We start from the raw sequence: 22,665 nt of genomic DNA on the forward strand, positions 1-22,665 counted from the left end.
CATTCAAGCAAGCTCGATCGACCAAAATCAAATATTACCAACTTCCGCCAATTCAGCAGCAGCAACAGAATCTTCCTCTTGCCCTTTATCCCCTTCATCAACCACAACAGATAACTTCAATCCCAAAGCATTTAGCCAACTTGCCAAAGCATAAATTGTCGCACTTCCTTCTCCCGAAAACAAAACATCTAATTTTTCCAAATGCAATTTAGCATCTTCAGCAGACATATTTGGTTCCCCAAGAGCCTCAAATACATCTCGAAGTGCTTTTCGCATGATTCCTAATTCCAAATCGCCTTCTTCCTCCTCAAAAATCTCTGTGAGATAGCCCGCAGAATATGCCGGATCTTTGAGATTTGAAATTTTATAGGGGTGATAAGGTAAGCTCTTAGGCATTGTCATTGTCTTAACTCCTGTAATCTGTCCAGTATGTTTTAGCCTTGCGGATATCTTGCTCTTGAGTGCTTTTATCCCCGCCTATCAACAAAAGTACAATTGTTTCTTCTACTTGTCCAAAATAGACCCGATAGCCGGGGCCGTAATTTATCCTCAACTCATAGACACCTTCTCCGACTGAGCGGTAATCTCCGAAATTTCCAGTCCCAACTCGATCGAGTCGCCGGTCAATCTTAAATTTTGCCTTGAGATCCCGCAGGGAGTCTAACCACTCGGAGAAAGGAACTTTGCCGTCTGGCGTGGTATAACGCTGAATATCTCTGGGTTGTACTTCCATAAAGTCGATCGAACTTGCACCCTCATCTTAATATCGGCGATCGCCCCCTATCCAACCTTCTTCACCTGGGCCAACTCAAAATCACCGATCGAAAAAAACTCTGCCGTCAGGCGTGGTGTAACGCTCAATTTCACGCTTGTTGCGCTTCCATAATCTTGATTCTAGCGACGATCGCACTCCAATCTTACAGCCGCGCTCGATCGGCCCTTGACTTCATGCGCTACAATTATTAAGAAATCTTTAGTTAGATCCGTTTAACGTTCCAGACGCATTATGAGTCTTCCCATTCGCAACGTCGCCATCATTGCTCACGTCGATCACGGCAAAACCACCCTTGTGGACGCTCTCCTCAGACAGTCCGGGATCTTCCGCGAAGGGGAAGAAATCCCAGATTGCGTCATGGACTCCAACGACATCGAGCGCGAACGTGGCATTACCATTCTTTCCAAAAACACCGCCGTCAGGTACGGAGAAACCCTGATCAACATCGTCGATACCCCCGGACACGCGGACTTCGGCGGAGAAGTCGAACGAGTTCTCGGCATGGTTGACGGCTGTCTGCTGATCGTAGACGCCAACGAAGGCCCGATGCCGCAAACCCGCTTCGTGCTCAAAAAAGCTCTAGAAAAAGGACTGCGCCCGATCGTCTTTGTGAATAAGATCGATCGCGATCGAGCCGACCCCCACAAAGCCGTCGATAAAGTTTTGGATCTGTTCCTTGAACTAGGTGCTGACGACGATCAGTGCGAATTTCCCTATCTCTTCGGTTCCGGCTTAACCGGTTACGCCAAAAAACACCTCGAAGACGAAGGGGTAGATATGAAGCCCCTGTTTGAAGAAATCCTCGACCACGTACCGCCCCCCGTAGGCGACCCCAACAAACCGCTGCAACTGCAAGTAACCACCTTAGATTACTCAGAATACGTCGGTCGCATTGTCATCGGCCGCATCCACAACGGCACGATTAGAATCGGCCAACAAGCAGTCTTAATCACAGAAAGCGGCGCGCTTGTCAAATCAAAAATTACCAAATTGATGGGCTTTGAAGGCCTGAAGCGGATTGATATCCCAGAATCTTCTGCTGGTAATCTTGTCGCCGTTGCCGGTTTTGCTGATGCGTATATTGGCGAGACAATTACCTGCCCCAACGACCCGCAAGCGCTGCCTTTAATCAAGGTAGACGAACCGACTTTGCAGATGACTTTCTCTGTGAACGATTCGCCGTTCTGCGGTCAAGAAGGTAGTTTGGTAACATCGCGTCAAATTCGCGATCGGCTAATGCGAGAACTCCAAACCAACGTCGCCTTGCGCGTCGAAGAAACCGAATCTCCCGACAAATTCCTCGTATCGGGTCGCGGCGAACTCCACCTCGGAATCCTGATCGAAAATATGCGTCGCGAAGGATACGAATTCCAAGTATCCCAGCCCCAAGTAATCTTCCGCGAAGTCGGCGGTCGTCCCTGCGAACCCTTTGAATGTTTGGTGTTAGACGTACCCGAAGAAGCAGTCGGCGGCTGCATAGAACGCCTCGGTCAGCGGAAAGCAGAAATGCAAGATATGCACGTCAGCAGCACCGGTCGCACCCAAATCGAATTTTCAGTCCCCGCTCGCGGTTTGATTGGATTCCGAGGCGAGTTCATGCGCTTGACTCGCGGCGCTGGAATTATGAACCACAGCTTCCTCGACTATCGCCCCCTCGGTGGAGAAATTGTCGCCCGTCGCAACGGAGTATTGATTTCCTTTGAAGAAGGAGTTGCAACTACTTATTCACTGAAAAATGCTGAAGACCGCGGCGTATTTTTCATCACCCCCGGAACCAAGGTTTACAGAGGGATGATTATCGGAGAAAACAACCGAGATGACGACATGGAGCTGAATATTTGCAAGTCGAAGCAGTTGACAAACCACCGCGCATCTGGCGGTGAAGAATTGGCGCAATTGCAAGCACCAGTCGATATGAGTTTGGAACGTGCTTTGGAGTACATCGGCCAGGATGAATTGGTGGAAGTAACACCACAATCAATTCGCTTGCGGAAGGTTTCTAAGAAGTTGGTCAAACGCTAAAACAAATTAAGGGCTGGCAAAATTGCTAGCCCTTAGTGTCAACTTCAAACTACTGTATTTAAAGACAATATTAATTTTTATAGAAATCAAAAATAGGTAAAAACGATGTCAACAGTTTATCGTTTAAAAGCCAGTGAACTAGATCGTAACTTTTTAGAACAAATTAAAGCGATTTTTGGAGATAAAGAGATTGAAATAATTGTCTCAGAATGCGATGAAACCGAATATCTTTTGAAATCGGAAGTCAATAAAACCAAACTGTTGAAAGCTATTGAAAATGTTAAAGACAGACAAAATTTAGTTGAAGTCGATTTACAGGATTTGTAATGAGTAGAAGAATTATTTTTGAATCTTCGGCTTTTGCAGATTTTAATGAATGGGCAAAATTAGACAAAAAGATTTATCGCAAAATTGTAGAATTGATTAAAGATATAGATCGATCGCCCTTTGAAGGATTGGGCAAACCTGAACCTCTGAAATACGAGTTAAGTGGTTTTTGGTCCAGGCGCATTGATAACGAACATCGTTTGGTTTACCAAGCTACCGATGAAGAAATTGCGATCGCAGCTTGTAAGAATCATTACAGTGAATAGTATATTTGAAGCTTTAAGCAATGTAGCGATCGCTCTTTTTATCCCTTTACTAAATGCGATCGCTCTCAATATTCTTCCTGAAGTTCTTCTATTAGATCAAGTACCTCTTGATAATTTTCTTCTTTTTCCTGTACATGATATAAATTTTTAGCGTGGTGAAGATCCAGAGCTGCTTTTTCGTAATTTCCCAACTGACCGTAGACAATGCCTCGGTTGTGATAAGCTTCAGCAAATTTCCCTTCAAGCTGAATTGCCTGAGTGTAATCCTCAAACGCTTTCTTTTTTTCCCCCAACCTAAAGTGAATAACCCCCATGTTGTAGAAGGTTTTTTCATTATGGGGGTTCAGCCAAGCTGACTGGGTGTAATCATCAAGTGCTTTTTGCAGATCGTCTAGTTCCAAGAAGTAGACATCACCTCTATTATTCCAAGCAAGGGCATAATCAGGATTTAGTTCAATTGCTTGGGTGAAATCTTTAAGTGCCCCTGGCACATCCCCCATTTGTAAACGAGCAAAACCTCGGCTATTGTAGGCTTGATCATTGTTAGGATTTAGTTGAATTGCTCGGCTGTGATCTGCCTGTGCTCCTCGGTGATCACCTAATTCACAAGAAATAATACCGCGGTTTCTGTGAAAATCTGAACACTTAGGATTGAGCAATATCGCCTCTGTGTAATCTTCAATTGCTCCTGGATAGTCCCCTAGTTCAGCACGAATAAGAGCCCGGTTATTGTAGGCATTTGCATAATCAGGATTGAGCTTAATTGCTCGACAGAAATTTTCAATTGCTCCCTCAAAATCTCTTTCCTTAGCCTTGTTTATTCCCAGTTTATCGTAATCCTCAGCACAGAGCGGAGAGTGCGATCGCACCCTCTCGACCACAACCTCGTCACAAAAGTTGTCCAGCACTTCCTCAATTTGCTCAGGTTCAGAATCTTGAAAATGAGGGTTACTCTGTTCTTTTTCCTCTGTCTCAGTTTCAGTGAGCGGATTAGCAATAATATCTCTCCAATCTAGCCCTAGCCTTGTACAAATCTCTTCAAAATTTAAGCGCTCAACTGGTACAGGTTTAAAAAAACGACTAACAGTTGAGCGAACTATTCCTAACTCTCGCGCTAAAGCCTTCTTATTTAAACTATTTCTGACTAAAGCTTGTTCGGCCTTTTCGATGCCTTCTGGAGATGCCTTTATTCCTCTTTTCGCCATAGCCTGACTCCAACACTTATGGCTATTGTAACTGAACGAAGGAAAGTCAGGCACAAACTCAGACAGAAAGTCAGACACATCCGATAGTTTACTCGGTCACAATCTCAGACACCAACCCTCGAAGCTAGGGATGTAGTGATTCACTACTCAAAACTTAGCTGACGGAATTAATCATGTACAACAATAATCAGCACAACGAAGCCAAATTCTCCCAGCCACTACCCCCGCTTTCCCAAAAACAGGAATACGACTTCCAAACTCAAAAGAAAGTAGGAAAAGCAGGAGAGGCGATCGTAGATCAGTGGTTGCAGATTCATGGCTATCGCATTGAGGATGTCTCAGATTTGCCGCAGTATCAGAAAGCAGGTATTGACCGCGTACTAATTCGCCCAAACGGTTCAACTGCAACTGCTGAGTACAAGACTGATATAAAAGCCAAGCAAACTGGAAACTTGTTTTTTGAAACTTTTGACGATCGCAACCGTCCCTGTTGGGGATTGACTTCTAAAGCCGATCTCTGGATATTTTTCATTCCTCAACAGGAGATATTGGTCGTCGAACCGGGTAAATTCAGGTTGTTAGTTTTGCAGCAACAGCCAGAACTCTCGCAGAAAGTAGTACCAAATCGAGGCTACAGTGTAACTGGATTACCTGTTCCATTAGCAAAGGTGCGGAATATTGCTAGTCACGTTTTCAAGTTTCCTGACGTTCTTTTCTAAAAAGAGACTCGCTGTTAATCTGGCGATCGCCTTGAGTAGGCGATCGCCATTATTCGAGTAATAATACTTAGCAAACGCTAATTGGGCGATCGTTATGTTTTAATAAAAAATTGAGCAAAATCCAAACAAAGCCAGCCATGAGTCCTAAATCAATAGCCGTAATCAACTTCAAAGGCGGTGTCGGGAAGACTACCGTCACTTGGAGTCTGGGAAATATTATATCCCAAGGAACCGACTTAGAAGTCTTGATGTTAGACTTAGATCCGCAAATGTCGCTCACAGAGGCGATCGGACTTAACGAAAACACAGGTCATTTAGATGATAAGTTTGGTAAGTGGTACGAACAATCTCTCAAGCATAGACTTACAATTTACGACGCTCTAGAAGTCTTTAAAAAAGCCGGACAGAATTTTAAATTTCCCGTTGGTTTCGACACCATTTATCAGATTGACGAACAGTTGCATTTTGTCCCTTCAGTTGAAGAATTGTATTGGTTGGATATCGATGGCTTTGAGGGAAAAAGTGTTAAAGACTTCATCCGCCGATTCATCGGTAAAATCGCCAACTCTGCCAATCTCCCCAAATACGACTTAATGCTTTTTGACTGTTCGCCTTCCTTCAGTCTCCTCACCTACAGCGTACTCTCTTGCTGCGACTTAATATTGATTCCCGTCAATCCCGATTATTTTGGTTCTAGGGGATTAAGTTTAGTTTTAAACTCGCTTCAGAAACGGATTGAGCCTTATCCGTTTCCCAAGATAGCAGTCTTTATGAATAAAGCTAAAACCTATGGAGGATTGCTGACAAATGAAGTTCAGTTTTACATGAGAGAAGTAAAGAGACTTTGCGATGAGATATCAAAAGATAATAACATAGAAGTTAGATTTTTAGAATCGACGATTCGGGAAAGCGTCGGGCTAAAACGGGCGATTAATGAGGGAGAACTGCCGCGAGAATTAGTTAGAGAATTTGAAAAACTATGGCGCGAGTGTGAGGAGTATCTGAAATGAGTAAAAAAGAAAGTTTGGCTGCTTCCGAACAAGAAAGCGGGGGGTTGGTTGAGGAAATTGGCGAACTTAAGGAAATCTTGCGGGACGTTGCTCGAAAATTAACCCGGCTTGAGACTCAAGTCAAACGGGGTGTGATTTCTGCTGGCTCAAAAGCTTCGGATATCCCTAGGGGTGCTGATGTTAATAAACCTGCTAATTTATCGGCGACCAATGTTCTAGAAGTTTATGAAGAACTTCGTTTACAAGCTAAGAAGGGTAATGAAGAAGAGGTGAGGCAAAAGTTGTTGGCAATGAGTGCAACTGACTTGAACTTAATGTGTTGCGAGTTAGGGATGCCACCCAGCAGCAAGAATCCGTCCCGCAAAAAAATGTTTGAGCTAATTATTGGCAGAATTAAACAGAGTTTGAGGCTGTCGCGGCATATAGACCGACAAACACTTTGAAAATTAGCAGAGGAATCGATAAAATGCGTTTTAACTTGCATTTCCCTCTGCGATATGGAACAGGCAAGATGCCCGTTCCACAAAAGCTTGTTCCACAAGATTTTCAGTTGAGTGTGGGGAGTAGGGGTTGGGAATCTTGGCCGCCCCTGAAAAGCTTGTTGCAAATTATGCAACTTTTCACCTTCCATAAATTATGGCCGATAAGTTCGATCGCCCTTATCTCCCTAACACTCTTAATCAGCTTGTTTTTGAGCCTTCACAGCCCTCCCCCAACCGCAGCCCAAAAACCAAGGATACTAGCGTTTACCGCCCTCCAGATGCGGGGCAGCGAGCCCAGAAACAGTTTATTTGCCCTCAATGCTACCAGTTCCGGTCGCCGCGAACTTACACCCAATATAGATGTTAGCCCTCCCCTAGTGTGGTCGCCCAACGGCAAGCGACTGGCTTTCGTTGGCGGATACAGCGACATCTATACAGTCAACGCTGATGGTTCTCGACTAACTAAACAGTTTGCTGGGGATGCTTGCAAAGCAGCTAATTTTGAAATAGCTTGGTTTTCCAACAGCCAGAAACTTCTTTTTGCCCGTTATTGCAACGGTTTTACCTCTGATACTCCCGGCAGTCAATCACTTTATACAAGCGACACTTCTGGCATCCTAGGAACTAAATTAGTTAGGAATTTGGAAGTAGGAGGATATCCGCCTAAAACAGAAATTTCATCAAAATTTTACCTTTCACCGGACGGCCAGCAGGTAGCATTTGTCAAGGATAAAAATATCTACAAAATGAATGCTGACGGTTCGGGAATGACCAAACTAACTAAAAGTCCCGGCGAATATATATCTGGCGGCAGTCAACTTGTTTGGTCGCCCGATCGCACAAAAATAGCTTTCCTGTTCGGCGCTTATCCGAAACAGCAAATTTACACCATTAATGCCGATGGAACCAACCTCAAAAATTTGACAAACAACCCGCAACATCAGGTTTACAACGTCAAATTATTTTGGTCGCCAGACAGCAGCCGCATTGCTTACTATTACAATAAACCAGGCGATTCAGCAGGCGAACAGCAAGATATTTACCTGCTCGACATTAACCGGGGGACAGCCAAGAACCTCACCCAAAAACCCAGAAACTACGACGAAATTTCGTGGTCGCCGGATGGCAAATTTATTGCTTTCGTCGCCGGAGAGTTCAACAATCAAAAACTCTACACAATCAATGCTGACGGCAACCAGCTAAATCAACTAGCTACCAGGCTAAAACCGTCACAAATTTCAGAATTAGCTTGGTATTATGACAGCAATCAAATTGCTTTTATATATAATGAAACCGAAGGCAAAAAAAGCAAGTTGTATGTAATTAATCTGGACGGTTCAGGATTGACTAAATTGACAAACGACAAAGATTTGTATCCTGGCAATCCGGTTTGGCAACCGCAGTAAACTTAAGAGCCACAATATGCTGTAGGGGTGGGTTTGATCACAGATAAACCCAGCAGGGCGGGCTATATTGGCATTCCCCCGCAGCGAAAGCGGGTTACTTAACAAGAAAAAATCCACCAAACTCAACACTCAGAAAAATTCTCAAATTGGGGAAGATGAAAGAATTTTTTTCTCCTTTAATGGCTGGTGAACTTGCAATTCATTTGACTCAACTTCCTGCTGTTTTTCATCCTGTACCTGTTTATCAATTTTGGGCAACTTTAAAATCGCTCCAGCTAAAACCCAATAATACACCGACACTGGATCTACATCCAGCGGATAGTATTGAGTATTGATCGTAATAAATGCAACAAACACCCAAAAACTAGCTCCGTAACTCCGCAAACTTTTGTCCTTGACAGATCGGTAAGCTCTAAAAGTTAGAAAAGCTAAGTGTAAAAGCATCATCTGAAAACTAATCATTCCCGGATAACCGAGTTCGTATATCAACTTAGGTTGAAAAGTTTCAATTAGCTGCGTGGCACCAAATATTCGCGTTGAATTAGTTGCTCGTCCCACACCTCTACCCAGAGGTCTATCAATGATAAAATTGTTGCTCTGCTCGAACTGATTAAAGAGAAACTGCTGGGGCGGTGCAGCATTCCAGCGACTAACAAAACTCTCCCACCGCTGCTCGATAATTCCCGGGTTAATAGCTGCACCGACAAACAGCAGAATCGCCAGTCCAGCACCGATGGGAATAAATCGTTTTAAATTAACTAATTGACCGGTGAGAACTAGCAGGATTGCTGTAGCAACGGGAACCATAACTAAAGCAGCTCTTTGACCGGAAATAACTGCATTGGCAAATACTAATGCCATGCCAAATAAACCGATAACTCGCCACCAGAAGGAAGGGTCGCAAAAGGCAGAGGCAAAGGTTAAAAAAGCATTAGAAATTAAAAACCACGCCCACTGCCAAGGCGCGACAAAAGTTCCCGGCAAGCGGACAAACTTGACTTCTGGACTGAACACCAAGGAACCGCCGACAAAACATCTAGCTTCCAACGTTGCTTTATATAATTCTGCTCCGATCATGCCTCTGGTTCCCGCACACTTTCCACTTTGCAGCAACAGGTACTGAATCAAACCGAGAAGGCAGCAAACGATCGCCAAAACGATGTGCATTCGACTAAAAAACACCAAATCCTTCTTAGTGCGGAGCAGATAATAGGTACAAGCAATCAGCGGTATGTAACCTATCAATACTTTTAAGCCGAGAATTCCTTGCAGAATTGGTTTGTCGCCGCCCCTAGGGTTGAGCTGCATCTCCCCGTTGACAAAAATTAAAGTCAGCATTGCCATCATCAACAGGATGCTGAAGGTAGAAAGCATTTGTTTGGGAATGAACAGGGGCAACTGTTTATTTTTGCAGCTTTGAATTAGGGCGATGAGAGCTGGTATGTAGAAAGCATCTTTGGCTACTTGAAATGCAGGATTGCCGCCGCCAATTGCGTAGGTAATTGTACCACTGAAAGGCAGGTAAATTAGAAAAGTCCACAAAGCTTGACGGGGGTATTTGTAGGAAAGCAGCAAGATGGCTGCGGCTGCGCCTCCTCCAATAGCAATCTTAGGGCCGGCTACGAAAAACAGGGGAATGCTGAGAGCAAAGGTGATTAAGCAGCTTATGGCGATCGCCTGCACCACTTCATTGCGCTTTTGGGAAATTTTGCGTTTTTGTGCAGTTACTTCTTTTTTGCTGAGCGCTGTGGTTTTTTCGCTGTGCTTGTGTTTGGATTTCTTGGATTTGCGCTTGGTTTTCAACATAATTTCTAAAAGGCACTTATGTAGAAGGCTGAAGGCACTCTGATGTAGAAGGCACTCTGATGTAAAAGGTAGAAGGCAGAATGAAGAGAATCAAAAATAGGTCGGCAGATATGGTTAGGGATGAGAATTAAATAAAATCCACTTTTCATGACTGTTGTGGGATGGGCCTAAGAGCCCGTCCTTTCTGGGCGGGCTCTTAGGCCCATCCCACAAGAAAAAAGGGAAATTATTTAATTGACTATCCTTACTTATTCTTAAAGTCAAGATAAGAAAAAGTCTCGGTCGAGATTGTCGGTGTGACGCGGGCATAAATTAGACTGGCGACCTTGTAGAATATAACTGCTGCATCTATACTGTACAATGTACAAAAATGTACAAATCTCGAAAAAATAATTTTAATGTTGCGGTGAATATGAAATTAACAAAATTTGTATCGATCGGCATTGCCCTAGTTTTAGGAGCAAGCGGGAGCATATTATCTAGCAGCAGTAGAGCATTAGGGGCCGAAAAAGTAGTCCTCACATTTGGCCCGATCAGACAAGCCATCAATGTCAGCGACTTAGAAGAATTTGCTAAAAACGGCACGACGACGCCAACCCTCCAACAAATTATCCGGTTCTCCAAAATGGACGCGCAATTACTGCGGGGGTTCATGGGTTTAGAAATTGGTTTAAAGCCTGCTAATCTGGCGAGGGTAGTTTACAGCACCCCAGGAGAAAAGATCACTGACGACATCGGTCAAGCAATTCGGACTCAGCGCCGCACAGAAAGCGGGAAAGCTTTGCGGGCAGCGGTGATCCTGGCATCCGGGGATGACGGTAAGGTATCGCTGCTAGAAATCCTGAAAAAGTATCCTCTCAAGGAGGTTTACGTAGATGTTGCCAGCCTTCGCACCGCTGTTGGGAAAGTTCAGAGTATAGCTGGAACTCTGCGAAGCCTGCTTGAAGATGTGACGCGATCGACAACTCGCACAACTGAAACAAATCCCACCGAAAGTCCGATCGAACCTCGCCCCAGCGTTCCGCCAACAACTCCGCCTCCAGCGCCGCGCCGCGCCACCCCCTTGCCAGCACCAGCACCGCAGCCTGTGAGGCCGGTCAGAGGGCTTTGGTAAAAAAATCATAAATTTGTGCTAAAGGCGGGTTGAAGCGGCTGTTGTGGCATTCTGCAGACACTTTTGATATCGTTTCCGGTTGCATCAGAATCATAAAATCGAGTCAACAGTCAACAGTCAACAGTCAACCATCATTCCGGTTTAACCGGAAATGATATGAGACCAAACCCGCCCCCGCCCTACCCTGATCCCAACCCCCAAGAGGGTTAGGACTTGTGTAGAAACTCCCAAAGCAATCAATTTTTCTTGAGCAATTTTTTGAGCAACTTAGGAATCTCGGAAGGTCGAGCCGCCACAGGTATGTCCGCCTCTTCAAAGGCAGCCATTTTGTTTGGGGCCGAAACTCCAAAGGCTTTCTGGGCAGCCGCGCGAGAACTGATCAGGATGCCGGCGTGGCCCAAAGACGGCCCCTTGGGAGCGTAGCGGCCGGCTAGATAAGCAACCACGGGTTTGTCGATCGCCGAGGCGATGTAAGAAGCTGCAGCTTGTTCACTCCACCCGCCAACTTCCCCCACCAAAACTATCGCTTCCGTACTGTCGTCTTCGTCCAAAATTTGCAGCCACTGCATAAAAGAAGAACCGACAATCGCGTCGCAACCAATACAAACCGCCATCGACTGTCCCAACCCAGCCTCCGTCAGTTCTAGGGCAACTTCGTAAGTCAAAGTGCTGCTGCGACTGATCACTCCCACCGGGCCGGGAGTGTAAAATTCCTTGGGGTGAGTTCCCAGCAGCAGTTTGTCGGGCACAATAATCCCCGGACTGTTGGGCCCGATTACCAAAGTTTCGGTGGCTTCTGCTTTTCTGACTAAGTGCACCATATCCAGAGGAGGCACTCCCCCTGTGACGATCGCGATTTGCCGAATTCCTCCGGCGATCGCTTCTAAAGCCGCATCCAGCACTGAGTAAGCGTCTACCAAAATTACCGCAGTGTCAACGTGACCCACTGCAGCCACTGCTTGTTCTACCAAATCAAAAATCGGAATTCCCTCCACTTCCAGCCCCCCCCGACCGGGACTAACACCGGCGACTACATTCGTGCCGTATGCTTTCATCATCAGGGCGGCGCGGGTGGACGCGGGAGATTCTGTAATGCCTTGTACTAGGACTTTGCTTTCAGGAGTTAAATTCATTTTTTCCCACTTGACACTCGATCTGTAAAAAGCAGAAGGCCTTCATCTGTTGTAGAGAAATCTCGTTTTTTGCCGATCGACTGCCGCTACTTGACGGAGGATACAGAAGCGGCAGCGGCCTCATCCAAAGTGCTAGCTAGCTGCACCGGCAACTGTCCCAAACGCTTTTTAACAGCATCAGCATCGATCTCTACCAGTCGCAGCACAACTTGGATGTGGCGGTTAGCGCGAGCTTTCCGTTCCAAATAGCCGGCTACTGCAGCGATTATTTCCTCGGTCTTGGAGGCGCTGCCCAAAATATTTACAAGTATCACCTTAACGCTTTTATCCTGAGCGACTAACTCCAGACCCAACTCCACGCGATCGCGCAGGGCATTTGCTGCATAGTAGCGGTCTAGGGAACCAATATTCACAAAATTAGCGGGTTTTCCTCCTTGGTGGGTTACAGCATCTAGAGTTGCCATTGTCAGGCCCACTCCGTTGCACAAAATCGCAATATTCCCGTCTAGTTCGATTAATTGCAGGGATTCGGAATTCGAGATTGGGGATTTAGATTTGGGGTCAAACTCCGGCGACTGCTGAACCTTGGACTGGGAATGGGAGCGATCGCCCCCAGCATGGGGACTTCTTCTTTCCCGTGCCAACCCGCCCAAGAGCTTCTTCTCCGAGAGTGCTGCCAAATCTGGATGTCGTCCCAAGGCATCGTCGTTGGCGGTGACTTTACCGTCTAAAGCCATTACCTCTCCCCTTGGACTGATGCCGAGAGGATTGATTTCTACTAGGTCTAAATCTTTTTCGACAAACAGTCGGTACATTTTTTCGACAATAGTGCTCACCGATTGAATCAAGTCTCCCTGCAATCCCATTTTCAGCGTGAGACGCCTCGCATAGAATGGCGAAAATTCTTGATCTACGGCAACTTGCTGCATTTGGTCGATCGACCCTTCGACATCCATACCTCCTTGGCTCGACCCCAGAAGCACCGGGCGTCGCGCTACGGGGTCTAGGAGTACCGCTAAGTACAATTCTTGGTCGGCGTTGTACTTTGCTTCTGCCAGCAGGACTTGGGGATATTCATCCTCGATCGGCAAATTAAAAATTGTTTGGGCTGCTGCTACTGCATCGATCGTATTTTCTACAAACTTGATACCGCCGGCCCTGCCCCGTCCCCCAGCCCGCACTTGCGATTTGAGTACAACGGGGTAAGGAATTTTCAGTCCTTTGAGGTCGGCGGGATTGTCAATCCGCTGCGACGGCAAAATCGGAATTGCCATCTGGCGAAATAAAGATTTAGCTTGGTACTCTAACAAATCCATTTATCAATTACGGGTGACGGGTAGTTGGCAACAAGCAATTCGTCCTAATTGGCAATTCATAATTAATAGATAGTAATTGGTTTTTTGTCAAGTTAAAAGTTAAAAATTATCGCTTTTATCTTTTAATTTTCGACTTTTGTATTGCCCATTACTTATTCGCTATCACCGCTCGCCGATTACCTATTACCTAAGCTGTTTCAAAGTGTTTTTTTCTCGGAATTGCCAAATTTTATTGGTGGATATGGCAGGGAGATATTTGGCGAGCGTTGGTGTTTTTTTGTCTCGCAAAATCTTCGGACTTTCGGCCATACTGTGCCGAGATATTTCTGCGAATTGTTTACTTGAGGCTATTAACAGCGCCTTGATGGACGGTTTTGACCCATTTGAGCCGCTTGGGCCGTACCGCAATCCGAGCCGTTACAGTCCCTACCAGCAGCCAGTGGAACATATACACAGTACCCCGCAGCGTTTGCAGCCAGGTGAGAAAAACTCGCCTTACGTCAAATTTGGTCTCTTTGCGAGTGCGGCGCAAACCGACAAACATTCCCACCACGGACAATGTAAGGGTCATAAAAGTTATGGGACTGGCGATCGGCATCCGGCGCAGCGCAATTGACATCACAAAGTCGGGTAGGGCTACTGTGGGTAAGAAATATTGAGATACCCAAAATCCAAATAAATCCCAAGTTTTCCCAGTTCCCATGCGGTTCCGCAAAATTAGCCGCCAGTAGTCAAGATAACGCTGATAGCCACCTTCTGCCCAGCGATTGCGCTGGTGCCACAGAGCGCGAGCGTTAGTGACTCCTTCTTCTGACACGGCTGGGAAAGCGAGAAATTCAATGTCCCAGCGGTCTAGGTGCAGCCTCACCGTCAAATCCAGGTCGTCGGTAATCGTCTCCTCGTTCCAGCCTCCGCAGCTTTCCAAGGCGGTGCGACGCATGAATTGGCCGTTACCGCGCAATTCTCCAATGCCACCGATCGCAATCCGCTGCTGCTGGAAAAAACTGTCTAGAGCCATTTCTGCTTCTTGGCCACGAGTCCAAAAATTTACCGCAGCATTGGCGATGGCTTTCCTGACTTGCACAGCCCCTACTTTTTCTTGATCGAACACCGGCAGCACGCGGCGCAGTAAGTCTGGCGTTACCGTCGCGTCGGCGTCAAATATTCCCACAAATTCCCCGCGAGTCAGCGGTAACACTTGATTCAGTGCTCCCGACTTGCCGCCGCTGGCATTTGCTCCTCGGCGAAATACTTTGAGCTGGGGGTACTTTTTGGTTAGCTGTTCCAATACTAGCGGCGTGGTGTCGCTGCTGTGATCGTCGATCGCCCACACTTCGTAGCGGTCGATCGGATAATCTACATTGCAGATGGATTCTACGAATCGGGCAATCACCGCTTCCTCATTTTTCGCCGCTACCAGCAGCGACACATAGGGCCAATCCTCTCGACTTTCATCGGCAAGAGGCGGCAGTGCGGGCTTGGGCTGGGCAAACAAAACTCGAAATGCTTGCATCCACAGCAGTCCCGTCAACCCCCACACTACCCACGCACCCCAAGAAATCAAGTGCAGGGCGATCGTGCCGGCCCAAATCGCAGCCAGCACTGCGGCAGCTTTTCCGCGCCTTCCCCGGTACAGATTTTGAGGAAAGGAGGGAGTTCCCGGCACAGACACCGCCACCGGGAGCTCTGCTTTTGTTTCCGCGTCAAACACCCTGTCGCCAATGTCTGATATAGCAAATACTTTGCTCAGCTTCGAGTTCGAGGTCAAACTCTTGAGCTCTTCTTGAGCTAAATCAGAGATGTCCAAGTTAAGCTCGCTGCGAGCGTCGTTTTCTGGCCAAGAACTCTCCTGCATAGGTTACTTGATTCAACCACCAATAGTTTTTGATTTTAGATATAAGCATCTACTGTATCAGTTTCTGGACTTTTGTTGAAAGCAGGCGCTTGCAGGGCACCGCAGGAGAACCTGTTGCTGGTACGGCCCTGGTAAACCGGAACTGCATAAAGTATTTGACTTTACCCGCAAATGGATACAAGCCTCCAGACTTCAGTTGTTCGCCACCCCAAATTTTAAACTCCCCTTCTTGCTGGCAGATTCATCTTTTGTGCTGTAAATCTAAAATCTAAAATCTAAAATCTAAAATCGACTGACTTTTGCTTGCGATCGACCTGGAATATCTGCTAGTTTTTTCAGGGGATCTAAACTATCTGTTAGTAATAATTGTCTGAGGTGGAAATATGTCTATTCCTCAACTCAAGCCAGCCGATGACAAAGAAGTGAAAGTCTACGCGCCTTTCTGTCAAGAGCCCAGGCGTAAGTTTTTACCGCACGCTATTGGCCTCTACAAGCTCAAAACCTTGGAGGGAGCAAGAAAAATTGACGGCGGGGAGAGCGTGCCGTTTGTCGCTAGTTGGAATATCTCGTCGCTGCCGATCGACTTAACCCGCTGTCGGGTGTTGTTTGACGGCAATGCTGAACTCAGCTACGAAGTGACTATGCAAAGCTCTGAGTTTGTTAGTTGCTTAATTGAGGTTCTCCTGACTTTTCAGCGAACTCGTACCGTCGATTTTTCTAAAACGTTTTACCGCAAGCTGATGCGAATGGATGAATAACTTTCACCGCATCCGCACTCCCGAAAGTCCGCAATTGACAATCAAGCAATTTAATCCGGGGCCCCCGGATTGATTCGGGGAGTGAGAAAAAAGCTCCGAATCCCGATCGCCAGCCCCCGGATTTATCAGTGGGCTTGCTTTCTTCAATCTCAAATCTCAAATCTCAAATCTCAAATCGATTGACGGGCGCTATAACTGACCCACCAATAGTGTAAAGCCACGACGGCAACATTACATGATTGGGGAGCCAGTTTTATTTGAGAAGCGGAAATAGTAAGTGAGTTGTTGGATCGTTCTCAATAATCCCTTTGGGGGTCAGCACTTATCCCCATTGCTAAAGTAAATCTACCGCAGTTTTCAGTTGAGCGTGATACAGAGTTCGCTACCTGTATTTCATCCAATTGAAAACTACTGTACTTTGTTCTGGTAAAAGTCCAAAAGTCTATTTCGGACATGGGTGCTGTGCGAGTACGCGCGAGCGAAGCTATCGCCGTTAGGCGAATCGCGCCGTCCGATTTCGTTCAAATTTTGCGACTCGGTAGCTGAGAGGAAAGCGCTGTAGATCCGCCCAAGGAAAATTAATCTACAGCCCTTGACGGCGATCTGCCTAGCATCGCAATCAGCCCAAAGGCTGCCGAAATTCCAGCCCACGCCGCCCGACAATTTATGTGTTTAGAAGCTAGAATCCCGATTATAAGGAGCTTATTGCTCGCATTGCCAGTGTTCAGCTTTAAAGCGGGCGATCGCACTAATAATGAATAACTAATAATACATATAGCAACCCTAAATCATTCGCGTAATTATTGTAGGGGCAATCCCACGCCCGGTTGCCCCGATAGATAGGGGGTAGGCACTCTTAGCACTACCCCTACAAATTTACATGAATGATTTATGATTGCTATATCGATTGTCGATTATATGCAAGAATGATCGGGCAAGCACCGGGCTTGATTCCTACAAAATACCTGTATTATAACAATCCTTGCAGGAGTCGTATTTTTTTTACCCCACCCCAACCCTCCCCTTACGAAGCGGAGGGGGTAAGAAATTCACAAATGATGCGAGGATTGGTATATACCAAACAAAAACTGCACCAAGCCCTATTAATAGGTTATTCCTAAGCTGTTGCGCGTTTAAATTGCATATTCTGGACGGGCTCGCGTGCCCATCCCACAATAATTTGATTGATTTTTGACACACAATTTAAATGGATAACAGCTTCTTAGTCAAATTTCCACTTATACCCTGTTATATTTATTTTATAAAAGTCGGTATTAACATCTAATTATAGCAATAAACATGACTAAAAATTTATAATTCTAAATCATTTTTAAAAAAATAATCGGCGATAAATAATTATCAAAAACTGCTGGTAAAACAAACAATTTAAAAACTGGTTTTCCAAAATCAAGTAAAAAGAATGGGAAGAAAATGGTTGCGAACAGGTAAATAAAAAATTTTCGCCAAAAAACAATCTGCCCAAAAGCGACAAAATCGAGTATAATCGAGTATAATATATTATTTCTAAATTGAGGCTCAGTTCAGAAATACTGTTGAAAAACTAAATTTATTGAAATAGACAGGTGCACATTGAGGATTGAAGGCGTACCCAAATTGACTAAATATTTGCTGATCGGTTCCACAAAAGCTTACAGTGGCAAGTCTGCCATCGCCCTAGGGATGGCACTCGGACTCCGGGGAAAAGGACTGGCCGTCGCCTACGGCAAACCTCTGGGAACCTGTTTGAGCTCGCCCGGAGCTGGGATAGAGGACGAAGACGTGCGGTTCGCCGTAGAGACGCTGAATCTCTCAGAAAGTCAGATGCCGTCAACACTGCTGTATTTGGATGAAGAGACGGTTCACAAGCGTTTGCGCGGAGAAGACAAGACAGATTACCGCCAGTCTTTAGCGCAATATTTGCAAGCTCCCAGCGGAGACTTGGCGCTGTTAGAAGGCCCAGCTAATTTGGAGGAAGGCAGTCTGTTTGACTTGTCTTTGGCTCAAATCGCTGAGACAGTTGATGCCTCTGTGCTGTTGGTAGCTCGCCCGATCGATCTGTATATAGACGATTTGCTGTCGGCTAAACAGCGTTTGGGTTCGCGGTTGCTGGGCGTGGTACTCAATGACGTTCCCTCGGACAAACTCGAATCGGTAACGGCGACTGTGCGGCCTTTTCTGGAGGCTGCGGGTATTCCAGTTTTGGGAATGCTGCCGAGAAGTGCTTTGCTGCGAAGTGTCAGCGTCAAAGAATTGGTGCACCAATTAAAAGCTGATGTGCTGTGCCGTCGAGACCGTTTGGACTTGATGGTGGAAACCTTGACAATTGGCGCGATGAATGTTAGTTCGGCTATGAAGTATTTCCGCAAAGCGAGAAATATGGCGGTGGTGACGGGGGGCGATCGCACGGACATTCAGCTAGCGGCTCTGGAGAGCTCGACTCAGTGCTTAATTTTGACAGGCCACTTGCCTCCTTCTCCCCTGGTGATTGGCAGGGCCGAAGAAATGGAAATTCCGGTTTTGTCTGTTGATTTGGATACCTTAACCACGGTAGAAATTATCGACAGCACCTTTGGCAGCGTGCGCCTGCACGAACCGATCAAGGTGGAATGCGTTACTCAGCTAATGGCAGAACATTTTGACCTTGATGGCATGATGGCATCCTTGGGCCTGAGCGATCGAGTCCATTAAGAAGAGAGCCGGAGCTGAGGGAAGAAGGTATTCGGCAGAGAGAACTTTTTGTTTAAATAAATAAAAAGGTAAAATTCTTAAATTCTCAATTTTTCTTGAATTCTACCTAGAGCTCCGGCTGCCGAATGTCTTGAGACATTCTGCCTTCAGGCGAACTCAAATCTCCAGATCCTCTAGTCTGAGCCCGTCAATCAGCAATTCTTAACTTCTTTTTGGCGGCAATGGCTAGTGAGTCTGCTAAAATCCACAACGTAGTTTTATTTAATTTAATAAATTCTTTGAGTCAATCAATTGAGCTACCCAGAGTAGATGATTTTTTACAAGAACTTGCGGCGATCCAGCAAACCAGCTCCAAGCGGATTGCTCTTTTGGGTTCTCGCCACGTTCCTATTACCCACCAGCAGCTAATTGAGATGCTGAGCTACGCCATAGTTCTGGGAGGCAATCAGCTCATCACTTCTGGCGCTACAGGCACCAATTCAGCCGCAATTCGGGGGGCGATGCGAGCAGATCCTAATCTGCTGACGGTGATTTTGCCACAAAGCATGAGTCGCCAGCCCCGGGAGTCTCGCGACCAACTCGAACAAGTGATACATTTGGTAGAAAATCCCAAAAATGATAGCTTGTCTCTCCCGGAAGCAAGCGCCATGTGCAATCAGGAGATTATTTCTCGCTGTCAGCAACTGATATGTTTTGCTTTTCACGAAAGCCACACTTTGCTGAAAACTTGCCAGGATGCGGAGGAACAGCGCAAGGTGGTTACTCTGTTCTATTTTGATTGAACTGCGAGGCGGATGATGGTGTTGGGATTGCCTGTGTCGGTTATTCTGCTTGATTGTATTGCTGCTGCTGCTGCGCTGGTTTACGCACCGTTTTTGGTGGTTGCGTTCGCCCGCTTGCAGCTAGGCTACGACCAAGCAGCCCCCCGCGCTATGTTTGAGAGGTTGCCTGCTTACGCTCAGCGGGCAACTTGGGCTCACCAAAATTCGTTTGAGACGTTTATGCTGTTTTCAGCGGCGGCTTTGATGGCTTTTGTGACGGGGGTAGATTCGGAGGCGGCGGGTTGGGCTGCGATCGCTTTTACGATCGCCCGGTTGTTGTTTTCGGTTTTCTATATTCTGAATGTGCCGCTGGGGCGATCGCTCATGTTTGCGATTAGTTCTTCTTGCACTGTTTCTTTATTCTATTTCAGTTTAATGGCTGTTAACGGCTAATTTTCAGTAGTCATTGGTTATTGGTTATTGGTTATTGGTTATTGGTTATTGGTTAGTTGTTAATGCCCAATGCCCTGTTTGGCCAATGCCCAATGCCCAATGCCCAATGCCCAATGCCCCATTACCAATTACTAATTTATGGCTGCTAGTTATTCCTTTGATATTGTCAGCGATTTCGATCGGCAAGAATTAGTTAACGCTGTTGACCAAACAGAGCGAGAAATTAAAAGCCGCTACGACTTGAAAGATACCAAAACTACCGTGGAATTGGGCGCAGAATCCATTACTGTCAATACCGACAGTGAATTTACTCTCGATGCAATTCACACTGTTTTGCAAACTAAAGCCGCCAAGCGCAATTTGTCTCTGAAAATTTTTGATTATGGGAAAATTGAAGCTGCTAGTGGTACTAGAGTACGCCAAGAAATCAAACTGAAAAAAGGGATTGACCAGGAAATTGCCAAGAAAATCACTAAATTAATTCGAGATGAGTTTAAAAAGATTCAAGGCTCGATTCAAGGTGATGCAGTGCGCGTTTCGGCTAAGGATAAGGATGAGTTGCAGTTGGTGATTCAACGCTTGAAGCAAGAAGACTATCCGATGGCTTTGCAGTTTACCAATTACAGGTAAATTTGATAGTTTATCGGGACTTCAGTCCTCATACGTGGTGACGAATCAGGACTAAAGTCCTGATTAGAAACAACTTTTTACCTACTTAATATTAAATATCTAAACCCGTGACAGTTAAGTCGGGAGGATGTTCGACAACAAACTGGTAATATAACTCTTGCTTTGCTTGCGGCGGCAGAGACATTATCCATTCTAGCAGTCCCATTTCACCTGCTACTATCTTCGGATTAGTGAGAGTCGATCGCACTTTAATTTGTTCATTGCGGCTGACTGGCAATTGCTCTTGTAGTGTCAGGTGTACCTGCACCTGATGCAAGTTTGTCACATTTAAGCGATAAGCGTAACTCGTGCGCCTCTGCTGACCGATCAGTTTTTTATCTACTTGTCTTTCTACTAATTCCCGCTCTATTTTTAACCGTTCATCTATTCCTAAATTCAGTTTATATTCTTGGCCGGGGGAAACATTTTCTAACTGCACACTGCCGACAAAAGTGTTGTCGCGAAAGATATTTGCTTTACCGGGAAGCAGAGTTGCACCTGTCAGCGGATTCACCACAACTGCTTGCAAATAGGCAAAAGTGACTAATCGCGGGACGGCTATATATTCAGGTTTAAACGGATAATTTTCGCCGAAAATAGTAACTTTGTGCGGTGTGCCGTCGCTGGGAATGTTGGTATTTCCCCCTACTTGAAATGAGACGGTGCCGCCTTCTTTCGATATTTGGGCTGTGGGGGTTTGAGCTTCTATGGGTTCGGGTGCTGCAGAAACACTAGGCTCAGTCATCATGGCTAATGCTACTTCGTTTGCACCTGATTTAGAATCGTATGATGCCATACTTCTTGTCATTCCCGCTCTGTGAAATTCTGCTGGAGGCGATTTTGAGCGAAGAATATCGATATACCAGGATTCTAATTGGGGGGGTAGCATTCCCATTCCGGGTTTTGCTGTAGATAAAGTCAGCGCTACTCCCGTCCAATCTTCGCCTGTATTTTGATTGACTTCGGCTAGGTAATTGAGATTAATTTGGTTGTTGGTAGTGTTTACTCGCAAGTCGTAAAGGGGAGTCCAACGGGATCGCATGACTACATAGGAAACTTCTAGTTCAAAATTGCCGCTGCCGCTGGGTTCTATGGCAACAATAATGTTAAAGCTTTGCTGGGAATGGGGAGTTTGTACTTGGCGCAACTGTTGCTGCAAAGCTTCTATTTGCTTGTCTAATTCGCGCTGCTGTTTTTCGTGTTGGGCGATCGCACTTACATATTTTAGGTAATTGGTTCCTAAAAAATTGAGCAATTCGCCAGTTTCGTTTAAACCTACCTGCTGTTTGGCGATGCTGCTGGAAAAGAAACCGACGCTTTTGTCGCTCAAACCTTCGACAAATTTGAGCTGAATTTTTCGGGCGGTTATTTTGTCGTTAATTGCCCGTCTTTGGGTTTGTAACTCCTGGATTTGTTGGGTTAATTCGGCGGTGCGATCGCCCACTGGTTCGCTGCTAAACACTGTTTCGGTTCGCACTCCCAGCAATCGCACTGCAACTGTACCCGCACCCGTGGCCCTGACTGACTCTGTGTCGAGGGTTGCGGGGAGAGAGGCGATCGCCAATTCTCGCTCGTTTCCCATCAGAGATACCGTACCGCGGCGCGTCACCAAAGCGCGATCGGTGTAAACTGTAACTTCACAGATGCGAGTATCCAGTGTTTTGATATTATCCTGATTGAGTAAATACGAATCAGTCATTGCTACTAATGCCTTTACGAAACTCTTTTAGTGCTTCCAATGGCGACGCAAATAAAATGCAACGCTTCAACAAAGATAAGTCTAATTCGGGCAGCAATTCGCTGCTAGCAATCGGCTCATAACCCCAGGGTAAACGCATCTTAACTGGAACCCAAAATATGCTACAGTTAAATCCGACTAAATTTCAATGTAGTTTGTTGT

General features: G+C 45.9%; 23 protein-coding genes. 14 read left to right on the forward strand and 9 right to left on the reverse strand.

Features of this window, described 5'->3' with window-relative positions:
• Positions 1-27: 27 nt before the first annotated feature.
• Together QT987_RS06415 and QT987_RS06420 are read right to left on the reverse strand one after the other, a co-directional pair.
• Positions 28-396: a transcriptional regulator gene (locus tag QT987_RS06415; RefSeq protein ID WP_333238294.1), complete on the reverse strand. Its 369-nt coding sequence runs from the start codon at positions 394-396 to the stop codon at positions 28-30.
• Positions 397-406: 10 nt separating this feature from the next.
• Complete coding sequence (locus QT987_RS06420) at positions 407-733, reverse strand: type II toxin-antitoxin system RelE/ParE family toxin (protein ID WP_333238296.1); 327 nt, start codon at positions 731-733, stop codon at positions 407-409.
• Between the two features lie 14 nt (positions 734-747).
• Between QT987_RS06420 and QT987_RS06425 the strand changes: the two genes are divergently transcribed.
• The 4 genes from QT987_RS06425 to QT987_RS06440 all read left to right on the forward strand — a co-directional run bounded on the left by QT987_RS06425 (position 748) and on the right by QT987_RS06440 (position 3,390).
• Positions 748-966, forward strand: a complete 219-nt coding sequence (locus QT987_RS06425) for a hypothetical protein (protein WP_333238298.1) — start codon at positions 748-750, stop codon at positions 964-966.
• A 40-nt stretch (positions 967-1,006) separates the two neighbouring features.
• Positions 1,007-2,797 (forward strand): translational GTPase TypA, encoded by a 1,791-nt coding sequence (gene typA, locus QT987_RS06430; protein WP_333238300.1) that lies wholly within the window; start codon positions 1,007-1,009, stop codon positions 2,795-2,797.
• 105 nt (positions 2,798-2,902) lie between these two features.
• Complete coding sequence (locus QT987_RS06435) at positions 2,903-3,124, forward strand: hypothetical protein (protein ID WP_333238302.1); 222 nt, start codon at positions 2,903-2,905, stop codon at positions 3,122-3,124.
• Entirely contained in the window at positions 3,124-3,390 is a 267-nt protein-coding gene (locus QT987_RS06440; protein ID WP_333238304.1) for a Txe/YoeB family addiction module toxin, read from the forward strand. The genes QT987_RS06435 and QT987_RS06440 overlap by 1 nt, the downstream gene beginning before the upstream one ends.
• Before the next feature lie 65 nt (positions 3,391-3,455).
• Here the strand turns inward: QT987_RS06440 and QT987_RS06445 are convergent, their stop codons facing one another.
• Positions 3,456-4,595 carry a tetratricopeptide repeat protein gene (locus QT987_RS06445; RefSeq protein WP_333238306.1) on the reverse strand — a complete coding sequence of 380 codons (1,140 nt, stop codon included), beginning with the start codon at positions 4,593-4,595 and terminating at the stop codon, positions 3,456-3,458.
• A 173-nt stretch (positions 4,596-4,768) separates the two neighbouring features.
• Here QT987_RS06445 and QT987_RS06450 point away from each other — a divergent pair, with 173 nt between their 5' ends.
• The 4 genes from QT987_RS06450 to QT987_RS06465 all read left to right on the forward strand — a co-directional run bounded on the left by QT987_RS06450 (position 4,769) and on the right by QT987_RS06465 (position 8,212).
• Positions 4,769-5,314, forward strand: coding sequence for a hypothetical protein (locus QT987_RS06450; RefSeq protein WP_333238308.1), 546 nt, complete (start codon positions 4,769-4,771; stop codon positions 5,312-5,314).
• 137 nt (positions 5,315-5,451) lie between these two features.
• Positions 5,452-6,324: a ParA family protein gene (locus QT987_RS06455; protein ID WP_172192852.1), complete on the forward strand. Its 873-nt coding sequence runs from the start codon at positions 5,452-5,454 to the stop codon at positions 6,322-6,324.
• The gene (locus QT987_RS06460; RefSeq protein ID WP_333238310.1) at positions 6,321-6,767 is read left to right on the forward strand and encodes a hypothetical protein; all 447 of its coding nucleotides are present in this window, start codon (positions 6,321-6,323) and stop codon (positions 6,765-6,767) included. The genes QT987_RS06455 and QT987_RS06460 overlap by 4 nt, the downstream gene beginning before the upstream one ends.
• Positions 6,768-6,835: 68 nt before the next feature.
• Positions 6,836-8,212, forward strand: coding sequence for a DPP IV N-terminal domain-containing protein (locus QT987_RS06465; RefSeq protein WP_333238312.1), 1,377 nt, complete (start codon positions 6,836-6,838; stop codon positions 8,210-8,212).
• A 141-nt stretch (positions 8,213-8,353) separates the two neighbouring features.
• On the opposite strand, the gene hpsL is transcribed toward QT987_RS06465, so the two are convergent.
• Positions 8,354-10,018, reverse strand: coding sequence for a hormogonium polysaccharide biosynthesis protein HpsL (gene hpsL, locus QT987_RS06470; RefSeq protein ID WP_333238314.1), 1,665 nt, complete (start codon positions 10,016-10,018; stop codon positions 8,354-8,356).
• 412 nt (positions 10,019-10,430) lie between these two features.
• On the opposite strand from hpsL, the gene QT987_RS06475 reads away from it, so the two are divergent.
• Positions 10,431-11,132, forward strand: a complete 702-nt coding sequence (locus QT987_RS06475) for an alpha/beta hydrolase (RefSeq protein WP_333238316.1) — start codon at positions 10,431-10,433, stop codon at positions 11,130-11,132.
• Between the two features lie 236 nt (positions 11,133-11,368).
• Here QT987_RS06475 and QT987_RS06480 read toward each other — a convergent pair whose 3' ends face one another.
• The 3 genes from QT987_RS06480 to QT987_RS06490 form a co-directional block, all read right to left on the reverse strand.
• Positions 11,369-12,265 carry a CoA-binding protein gene (locus QT987_RS06480; protein WP_333228717.1) on the reverse strand — a complete coding sequence of 299 codons (897 nt, stop codon included), beginning with the start codon at positions 12,263-12,265 and terminating at the stop codon, positions 11,369-11,371.
• A gap of 86 nt (positions 12,266-12,351) precedes the next feature.
• Positions 12,352-13,581 carry a succinate--CoA ligase subunit beta gene (locus QT987_RS06485; protein ID WP_333238318.1) on the reverse strand — a complete coding sequence of 410 codons (1,230 nt, stop codon included), beginning with the start codon at positions 13,579-13,581 and terminating at the stop codon, positions 12,352-12,354.
• A gap of 337 nt (positions 13,582-13,918) precedes the next feature.
• The gene (locus QT987_RS06490; protein WP_333238320.1) at positions 13,919-15,436 is read right to left on the reverse strand and encodes a glycosyltransferase family 2 protein; all 1,518 of its coding nucleotides are present in this window, start codon (positions 15,434-15,436) and stop codon (positions 13,919-13,921) included.
• Between the two features lie 383 nt (positions 15,437-15,819).
• Here QT987_RS06490 and ebsA point away from each other — a divergent pair, with 383 nt between their 5' ends.
• The 5 genes from ebsA to QT987_RS06515 all read left to right on the forward strand — a co-directional run bounded on the left by ebsA (position 15,820) and on the right by QT987_RS06515 (position 20,726).
• Positions 15,820-16,194 carry a type IV pilus biogenesis protein EbsA gene (gene ebsA, locus QT987_RS06495; protein WP_190737140.1) on the forward strand — a complete coding sequence of 125 codons (375 nt, stop codon included), beginning with the start codon at positions 15,820-15,822 and terminating at the stop codon, positions 16,192-16,194.
• 1,590 nt (positions 16,195-17,784) lie between these two features.
• Positions 17,785-18,882, forward strand: coding sequence for a phosphotransacetylase family protein (locus QT987_RS06500; protein WP_333238322.1), 1,098 nt, complete (start codon positions 17,785-17,787; stop codon positions 18,880-18,882).
• A gap of 278 nt (positions 18,883-19,160) precedes the next feature.
• Positions 19,161-19,664: a hypothetical protein gene (locus QT987_RS06505; protein WP_039887610.1), complete on the forward strand. Its 504-nt coding sequence runs from the start codon at positions 19,161-19,163 to the stop codon at positions 19,662-19,664.
• 15 nt (positions 19,665-19,679) lie between these two features.
• Positions 19,680-20,096 (forward strand): MAPEG family protein, encoded by a 417-nt coding sequence (locus QT987_RS06510; RefSeq protein WP_333238334.1) that lies wholly within the window; start codon positions 19,680-19,682, stop codon positions 20,094-20,096.
• A gap of 138 nt (positions 20,097-20,234) precedes the next feature.
• A complete protein-coding gene (locus tag QT987_RS06515) occupies positions 20,235-20,726 on the forward strand; it encodes a YajQ family cyclic di-GMP-binding protein (RefSeq protein ID WP_333238324.1) in 492 nt (163 codons plus the stop codon).
• 91 nt (positions 20,727-20,817) lie between these two features.
• Here the strand turns inward: QT987_RS06515 and QT987_RS06520 are convergent, their stop codons facing one another.
• Complete coding sequence (locus tag QT987_RS06520) at positions 20,818-22,464, reverse strand: mucoidy inhibitor MuiA family protein (protein WP_333238326.1); 1,647 nt, start codon at positions 22,462-22,464, stop codon at positions 20,818-20,820.
• Positions 22,457-22,603 (reverse strand): hypothetical protein, encoded by a 147-nt coding sequence (locus QT987_RS06525; RefSeq protein WP_333238328.1) that lies wholly within the window; start codon positions 22,601-22,603, stop codon positions 22,457-22,459. Before QT987_RS06525 ends, QT987_RS06520 begins: the two co-directional genes overlap by 8 nt.
• Between the last annotated feature and the right edge of the window lie 62 nt (positions 22,604-22,665).

Source organism: Microcoleus sp. SVA1B4, from assembly GCF_036700545.1.
In the GTDB taxonomy this organism is placed as follows: Bacteria; Cyanobacteriota; Cyanobacteriia; order Cyanobacteriales; family Microcoleaceae; genus Microcoleus.

What these genes read in the sequence shown, in the direction of transcription:
- QT987_RS06445 (WP_333238306.1), bottom strand. Translation starts at nt 4,595, where the DNA reads ATGGCGAAAAGAGGAATAAAGGCATCTCCAGAAGGCATCGAAAAGGCC.
- QT987_RS06490 (WP_333238320.1), bottom strand. Translation starts at nt 15,436, where the DNA reads ATGCAGGAGAGTTCTTGGCCAGAAAACGACGCTCGCAGCGAGCTTAAC.
- QT987_RS06420 (WP_333238296.1), bottom strand. Translation starts at nt 733, where the DNA reads ATGGAAGTACAACCCAGAGATATTCAGCGTTATACCACGCCAGACGGC.
- QT987_RS06475 (WP_333238316.1), top strand. Translation starts at nt 10,431, where the DNA reads ATGAAATTAACAAAATTTGTATCGATCGGCATTGCCCTAGTTTTAGGA.
- QT987_RS06510 (WP_333238334.1), top strand. Translation starts at nt 19,680, where the DNA reads ATGGTGTTGGGATTGCCTGTGTCGGTTATTCTGCTTGATTGTATTGCT.
- typA (WP_333238300.1), top strand. Translation starts at nt 1,007, where the DNA reads ATGAGTCTTCCCATTCGCAACGTCGCCATCATTGCTCACGTCGATCAC.
- QT987_RS06460 (WP_333238310.1), top strand. Translation starts at nt 6,321, where the DNA reads ATGAGTAAAAAAGAAAGTTTGGCTGCTTCCGAACAAGAAAGCGGGGGG.
- hpsL (WP_333238314.1), bottom strand. Translation starts at nt 10,018, where the DNA reads ATGTTGAAAACCAAGCGCAAATCCAAGAAATCCAAACACAAGCACAGC.
- ebsA (WP_190737140.1), top strand. Translation starts at nt 15,820, where the DNA reads ATGTCTATTCCTCAACTCAAGCCAGCCGATGACAAAGAAGTGAAAGTC.
- QT987_RS06415 (WP_333238294.1), bottom strand. Translation starts at nt 396, where the DNA reads ATGCCTAAGAGCTTACCTTATCACCCCTATAAAATTTCAAATCTCAAA.
- QT987_RS06435 (WP_333238302.1), top strand. Translation starts at nt 2,903, where the DNA reads ATGTCAACAGTTTATCGTTTAAAAGCCAGTGAACTAGATCGTAACTTT.
- QT987_RS06515 (WP_333238324.1), top strand. Translation starts at nt 20,235, where the DNA reads ATGGCTGCTAGTTATTCCTTTGATATTGTCAGCGATTTCGATCGGCAA.
- QT987_RS06465 (WP_333238312.1), top strand. Translation starts at nt 6,836, where the DNA reads ATGCCCGTTCCACAAAAGCTTGTTCCACAAGATTTTCAGTTGAGTGTG.
- QT987_RS06450 (WP_333238308.1), top strand. Translation starts at nt 4,769, where the DNA reads ATGTACAACAATAATCAGCACAACGAAGCCAAATTCTCCCAGCCACTA.
- QT987_RS06480 (WP_333228717.1), bottom strand. Translation starts at nt 12,265, where the DNA reads ATGAATTTAACTCCTGAAAGCAAAGTCCTAGTACAAGGCATTACAGAA.
- QT987_RS06485 (WP_333238318.1), bottom strand. Translation starts at nt 13,581, where the DNA reads ATGGATTTGTTAGAGTACCAAGCTAAATCTTTATTTCGCCAGATGGCA.
- QT987_RS06455 (WP_172192852.1), top strand. Translation starts at nt 5,452, where the DNA reads ATGAGTCCTAAATCAATAGCCGTAATCAACTTCAAAGGCGGTGTCGGG.
- QT987_RS06525 (WP_333238328.1), bottom strand. Translation starts at nt 22,603, where the DNA reads ATGCGTTTACCCTGGGGTTATGAGCCGATTGCTAGCAGCGAATTGCTG.
- QT987_RS06520 (WP_333238326.1), bottom strand. Translation starts at nt 22,464, where the DNA reads ATGACTGATTCGTATTTACTCAATCAGGATAATATCAAAACACTGGAT.
- QT987_RS06440 (WP_333238304.1), top strand. Translation starts at nt 3,124, where the DNA reads ATGAGTAGAAGAATTATTTTTGAATCTTCGGCTTTTGCAGATTTTAAT.